The following is a 5,614-nucleotide window of genomic DNA, read 5'->3' as shown; positions in this document are numbered from 1 at the left end:
CGCGGGCTGCGGCCTAGCGCTCGCGCGCGAAGAGGAGGGGGCCGATGTCGCTTCGTTGTCGTTCTGCTTTGTCGGCGTGTCTGTGGTTGCTTGCGGGGTGTCTGGTTCGGCCGGTGCTGGTTGGCAGCGGGGGGTGTCTGGCGGTGGGTGCGGGGGCAGGATTTGAACCTGCGACCTTCAGGTTATGAGCCTGACGAGCTACCGGGCTGCTCCACCCCGCGGTGGTGGTGTGGTGGGGTTCCTGGCTGGGCTGGTGCGGCCGGGTGGCCCGGCGGCGGCCTACTCTCCCGCGCCTTGAGGCGCAGTACCATTGGTGCTGGGGCGTTTCACGGCCGAGTTCGGGATGGGATCGGGTGTGGCTTCCCCGCGGAGGCCACCGGGCCACCGGGCCGCACCGGCCCAGCCAGGATGTGTGGTGGGGAGGAGGGTGTGTTGTGTTGGTGGTGTGGGTTGGGTTGCGGTGTCGGGGTGTTGGTGTGGCGGCGACGGAACCGGTCCTGGGTGCGCGCTCGGGCGATTAGGACCGCTCGGCTGTGCGCGTTGCCGCGCCTGCACCTGCGGCCTATCGACGTGGTGGTCTGCCACGGCCCTGATGGGGAGGCGCGGTCTTGGGGGGGGCTTCGCGCTTAGATGCCTTCAGCGCTTATCCCGTCCGCACTTGGCTACCCGGCGGTGCCGCTGGCGCGACAACCGGTGCACCAGGGGTGCGTCCGTCCCGGTCCTCTCGTACTAGGGACGGCTCCCCTCACGCCTCCTGAACCCACGGCAGATAGGGACCGAACTGTCTCACGACGTTCTAAACCCAGCTCACGTACCGCTTTAATCGGCGAACAGCCGAACCCTTGGGACCTGCTCCAGCCCCGGGATGCGATGAGCCGACATCGAGGTGCCAAACCTCCCCGTCGATGGGGACTCTTGGGGGAGATCAGCCTGTTATCCCTAGAGTACCTTTTATCCGTTGAGCGATGGCCCTTCCACGCGGGACCACCGGATCACTACGGCCGACTTTCGTCCCTGCTCGCGCCGTCGCGCTCGCAGTCAGGCGGGCTTGTGCCGTTGCACTCGACAGCCGATGTCCGACCGGCCTGAGCCCACCATCGCGCGCCTCCGTTACCGTTTGGGAGGCGACCGCCCCAGTCAAACTGCCCACCACGCGGGGTCCCGGCCCCGGCTCACGGGGCCCGGTTAGACGCCAAGAAGGCGCAGGGTGGTATTTCAAGGACGCCTCCACCGGAGCTGGCGCCCCGGCTTCGCAGGCTCCCACCTATCCTACACAGCGCCTTCCTGGCGCCACCGCGAAGCTGCAGTAAAGGTTCATAGGGTCTTTCCGTCTGACCGCGGGTACCCCGCATCTTCACGGGGAGTTCAATTTCGCCGGGTCCATGCCGGAGACAGCGGGGAGGTCGTTACGCCATTCGTGCAGGTCGGAACTTACCCGACAAGGAATTTCGCTACCTTAGGACCGTTATAGTTACGGCCGCCGTTTACCGGGGCTTCGGTTCGGAGCTTGCACCCCTCCCCTTGACCTTCCGGCACCGGGCAGGCGTCAGACCCTATACGTCCTCTCTCGAGTTCGCAGAGTCCTGTGTTTTTACTAAACAGTCGCCACCCCCTGGTCTGTGCCACCCGCCCCCGGTTGCCCGGGAACGGGTCCCGCTTCTCCCGAAGTTACGCGGGCAATTTGCCTAGTTCCTTCGGCATGGTTCTCCCGAACGCCTCGGAATTCTCGTCCAGTCCACCTGTGTCGGTTTCGGGTACGGTCCATGTGCCGGGGCTGTTTCCCGGACCGCTCCACCAGCCACCCCAATCCGATAAGGGATGACACGGCTTCGCGGCCGTCACCTCCGGCGGGCCCAGGAATGTTGACCTGGTTCCCATCGGCTACGGCGCTCGCCCTCGCCTTAGGGGCCGGCTCACCCTGCGCGGATTGGCCTTGCGCAGGAACCCTTGGACTTCCGGCGGGAGCGGTTCTCGCGCTCCTTGTCGCTACTCATGTCCGCATTCGCACTTCCCCACCCTCCACCGGCCCTCGCGGGTCCGGCTTCGCCGGAAGGGGAACGCTCCGCTACCGCGCCTCCTCGCGGAGACGCCCGCGGCTTCGGCGGGCGGCTTGAGCCCCGTTACATTTTCGCCGCAGGACAGCTGTTAGACCAGTGAGCTATTACGCTTTCTTTAAAGGATGGCTGCTTCTAAGCCAACCTCCTGGTTGTCTTGGCCGTCCCACATGCTTTCCCACTTAGCCGCCACTTGGGGGCCTTAGCCGGCGGTCTGGGCTGTTTCCCTCTCGACGATGGACCTTAGCACCCACCGTCTGTCTGCCGCCCTCCGCTCCCCGGCATTCGGAGTTCGGTTGGGTTTGGTAGGGCTTTGGGCCCCCCTAGCCCATCCGGTGCTCTACCTCCGGGGGCGAGCGGACGACGCTCTACCTCAATAGATTTCGCGGAGAACCAGCTATTTCCGGGTTTGATTGGCCTTTCACCCCTAGCCACAGCTCATCCCCGCCTTTTTCAACAGGCGTGGGTTCGGCCCTCCAGCGGGTGTTACCCCGCCTTCAGCCTGGCCATGGCTAGATCACCCGGTTTCGGGTCTCACGCCGGCGACTCGGGCGCCCTGTTCGGACTCGCTTTCGCTGCGCCTGCACCTCACGGCTTAGGCTCGCCGCCGACGCGAACTCGCGGACCCATTATACAAAAGGTACGCCGTCACCCCGCCCCGCTCGCGCGGGACCGAGGCTCCGACTGCTCGTAGGCGTCCGGTTTCAGGTCTCTTTCACTCCCCTCGTCGGGGTGCTTTTCACCTTTCCCTCACGGTACTGGTGCACTATCGGTCGCCAGGGAGTATTTAGGCTTGGAGGGTGGTCCCCCCGTCTTCAGGCAGGGTTTCCCGTGCCCCGCCCTACTCGAGGATCCACCGGGACACTACGCCTACGGGGCTGTCACCCGCTCTGGCCGGCCGTTCCAGGCCGTTCGGCTTCTTCCCGATGGACCACTGGCCTGCTCCCGTTTCGCTCGCCACTACTCCGGGAATCTCGGTTGATGTCTTTTCCTCCGGGTACTGAGATGTTTCAGTTCCCCGGGTTCGCCTCCCGACCCTATGGATTCAGGCCGGGATACCCCCCAAAGGGGTGGGTTGCCCCATTCGGACATGCGCGGATCAACGCTCGCTCGCAGCTCCCCGCGCCTTATCGCAGCGTGCCACGTCCTTCATCGCCTCCTGGCGCCAAGGCATCCACCGGACGCCCTTCTCTCGCGCCCAGGACCGGTTCCGCCGCCGCCCCACCCGGGGACAGCCCGAAACCCGGCCCGCAACGCCCTTCACACCGACCGGACGCACGGCCGCAGCGCTCCCGCGCCGCCACCGCCGCCCGGCCCATCCTCCTCCTTCACCATGCCAAAGAACACGGCGCACTCGGTCTTCCAGGCCCAGCCAGCCCTCACAGACCGGCCAGGAAGTGGAGGCGACCGGATTCGAACCGGCGACCCCCTGCTTGCAAAGCAGGCGCTCTCCCGCTGAGCTACGCCCCCGCCCGCCGCGGCGCGGCGGGATATGGGCCAGGGAGGACTTGAACCTCCGACCCCACGCTTATCAAGCGTGTGCTCTGACCAGCTGAGCTACTGGCCCGCCCCGCCGCAGACGGCGGATCGGCCCGGGGACGGGCACCACCCCGCCCCCGCCCCAGCGGGGACGGCGGCCGAAGCGGGCCGGGAGCGCCGCACCAGCGCGGCGCGTCGAAGGGCGAGCGGGACGCCCGCCACCCGGCCCGGAACCCCGGACCGGGCGGGGCAGGGCCCCGCGCAACGTTGTCGGCCGCCCGCCAGGCCAGCCGCCGCGAGCGGCGGCCGCAGGACCCGGCAGGCGTTCCTTGAAAGGAGGTGATCCAGCCGCAGGTTCCCCTACGGCTACCTTGTTACGACTTCACCCCAGTCGCTGACCCCACCGTGGTCGGCCGCCTCCCTCTCGCGAGGGTTGGCGGTCCCGGCTTCGGGTGGAACCAACTCCCATGGTGTGACGGGCGGTGTGTACAAGGCCCGGGAACGTATTCACCGCGGCGTGCTGATCCGCGATTACTAGCGATTCCGCCTTCATGCGGCCGAGTTGCAGGCCGCAATCCGAACTGAGACGGCTTTTCGGGATCGGCTCGGCCTCGCGGCCTGGCATCCCACTGTCACCGCCATTGTAGCACGTGTGTGGCCCAGCCCATAAGGGCCATGAGGACTTGACGTCATCCCCACCTTCCTCCGGCTTGTCACCGGCAGTTCCCCTAGAGTGCCCACCCCAACATGCTGGCAACTAGGGGCGAGGGTTGCGCTCGTTGCGGGACTTAACCCAACATCTCACGACACGAGCTGACGACAGCCATGCAGCACCTGTGCGGCCCGCCCCTTGCGGGGAAGGTGCATCTCTGCACCGGTCGGACCCATGTCAAGGGCTGGTAAGGTTCTGCGCGTTGCTTCGAATTAAACCACATGCTCCACCGCTTGTGCGGGCCCCCGTCAATTCCTTTGAGTTTCAACCTTGCGGCCGTACTCCCCAGGCGGTGCGCTTACCGCGTTGGCTGCGGCACTGAGGCCCTAGGGACCCCAACACCCAGCGCACATCGTTTACGGCGTGGACTACCAGGGTATCTAATCCTGTTTGCTCCCCACGCTGTCGCGCCTCAGCGTCAGTCACGGGCCAGGCCGCCGCCTTCGCCACCGGTGTTCTTCCCAATATCTACGAATTTCACCTCTACACTGGGAATTCCGCGGCCCTCTCCCGCACTCCAGCCCCGCCGTCTCGGGCGCAGCCCCAAGGTTGAGCCCTGGGATTTCACGCCCGACAAGCAGGACCGCCTACGCGCCCTTTACGCCCAGTGATTCCGAGCAACGCTAGCCCCCTTCGTATTACCGCGGCTGCTGGCACGAAGTTGGCCGGGGCTTCTTCTGCGGGTACCGTCATCATCGTCCCCGCCGAAAGGGCTTTACAATCCGAAGACCTTCTTCACCCACGCGGCATTGCTGGGTCAGGCTTGCGCCCATTGCCCAATATTCCCCACTGCTGCCTCCCGCAGGAGTCTGGGCCGTGTCTCAGTCCCAGTGTGGCCGGCCGTCCTCTCAGACCGGCTACCGATCGCCGCCTCGGTAGGCCGTTACCCCACCGACAAGCTAATCGGACGCAGGCCCCTCCCATGGCGCCCAAAAGGCTTTGCCCCGCAGGGCCCATGCGGTATTAGCCCCGGTTTCCCAGGGTTGTCCCCCACCACAGGACAGGTTCCTACGCGTTCCTCACCCGTCCGCCGCTGCCAGACCAGCCGAAGCCAGCCCGGCCGCACGACTTGCATGTGTTAGGCATGCCGCCAGCGTTCGCTCTGAGCCAGGATCAAACTCTCAGGTTCAGGACGCACCAGGCACCCTCCGGCACCCAGCACGCACCCACGGACACCCCACCCCACGGCAAGGCGCCCCGCTCACCCGTCGACGCGCACCACCCAGCGCGCACCCACTCCACCAGGGGCACACCCCCCAGACCAGACCCGCACAGACGCCTCCGCGCCCACACGACCCCAGCCCAGGCCGCACCCCCAGCACCCAGAAGACCGATACACCTGTCAGAGATCACCACCAGAAAGGGACGG

The 5,614-nt window shown here is 66.4% G+C and carries 3 tRNA genes and 3 rRNA genes; all 6 read right to left on the bottom strand.

Annotated elements, in window-relative coordinates:
* Positions 1-144: 144 nt before the first annotated feature.
* The 6 genes from K1J50_RS18435 to K1J50_RS18410 all read right to left on the bottom strand — a co-directional run bounded on the left by K1J50_RS18435 (position 145) and on the right by K1J50_RS18410 (position 5,374).
* A tRNA-Met gene (locus K1J50_RS18435) sits at positions 145-221 on the bottom strand.
* 45 nt (positions 222-266) lie between these two features.
* A 5S ribosomal RNA gene (rrf, locus tag K1J50_RS18430) occupies positions 267-381 on the bottom strand.
* Between the two features lie 115 nt (positions 382-496).
* A 23S ribosomal RNA gene (locus K1J50_RS18425) occupies positions 497-3,255 on the bottom strand.
* A gap of 197 nt (positions 3,256-3,452) precedes the next feature.
* Positions 3,453-3,524, bottom strand: a tRNA-Ala gene (locus K1J50_RS18420).
* A gap of 23 nt (positions 3,525-3,547) precedes the next feature.
* A tRNA-Ile gene (locus tag K1J50_RS18415) sits at positions 3,548-3,621 on the bottom strand.
* A gap of 244 nt (positions 3,622-3,865) precedes the next feature.
* Positions 3,866-5,374 (bottom strand): 16S ribosomal RNA (locus K1J50_RS18410).
* Together the 16S, 23S and 5S rRNA genes with 3 tRNA genes alongside form the textbook arrangement of a ribosomal RNA operon.
* Positions 5,375-5,614 lie beyond the last annotated feature (240 nt).

Origin of the sequence: Caldovatus aquaticus (genome assembly GCF_019458025.1) — a bacterium.
Lineage (GTDB): Bacteria > Pseudomonadota > Alphaproteobacteria > Acetobacterales > Acetobacteraceae > Caldovatus > Caldovatus aquaticus.
Note: the sequence above shows the minus strand (reverse complement) of the source record. Positions and strands in the feature narration are given on the sequence as shown.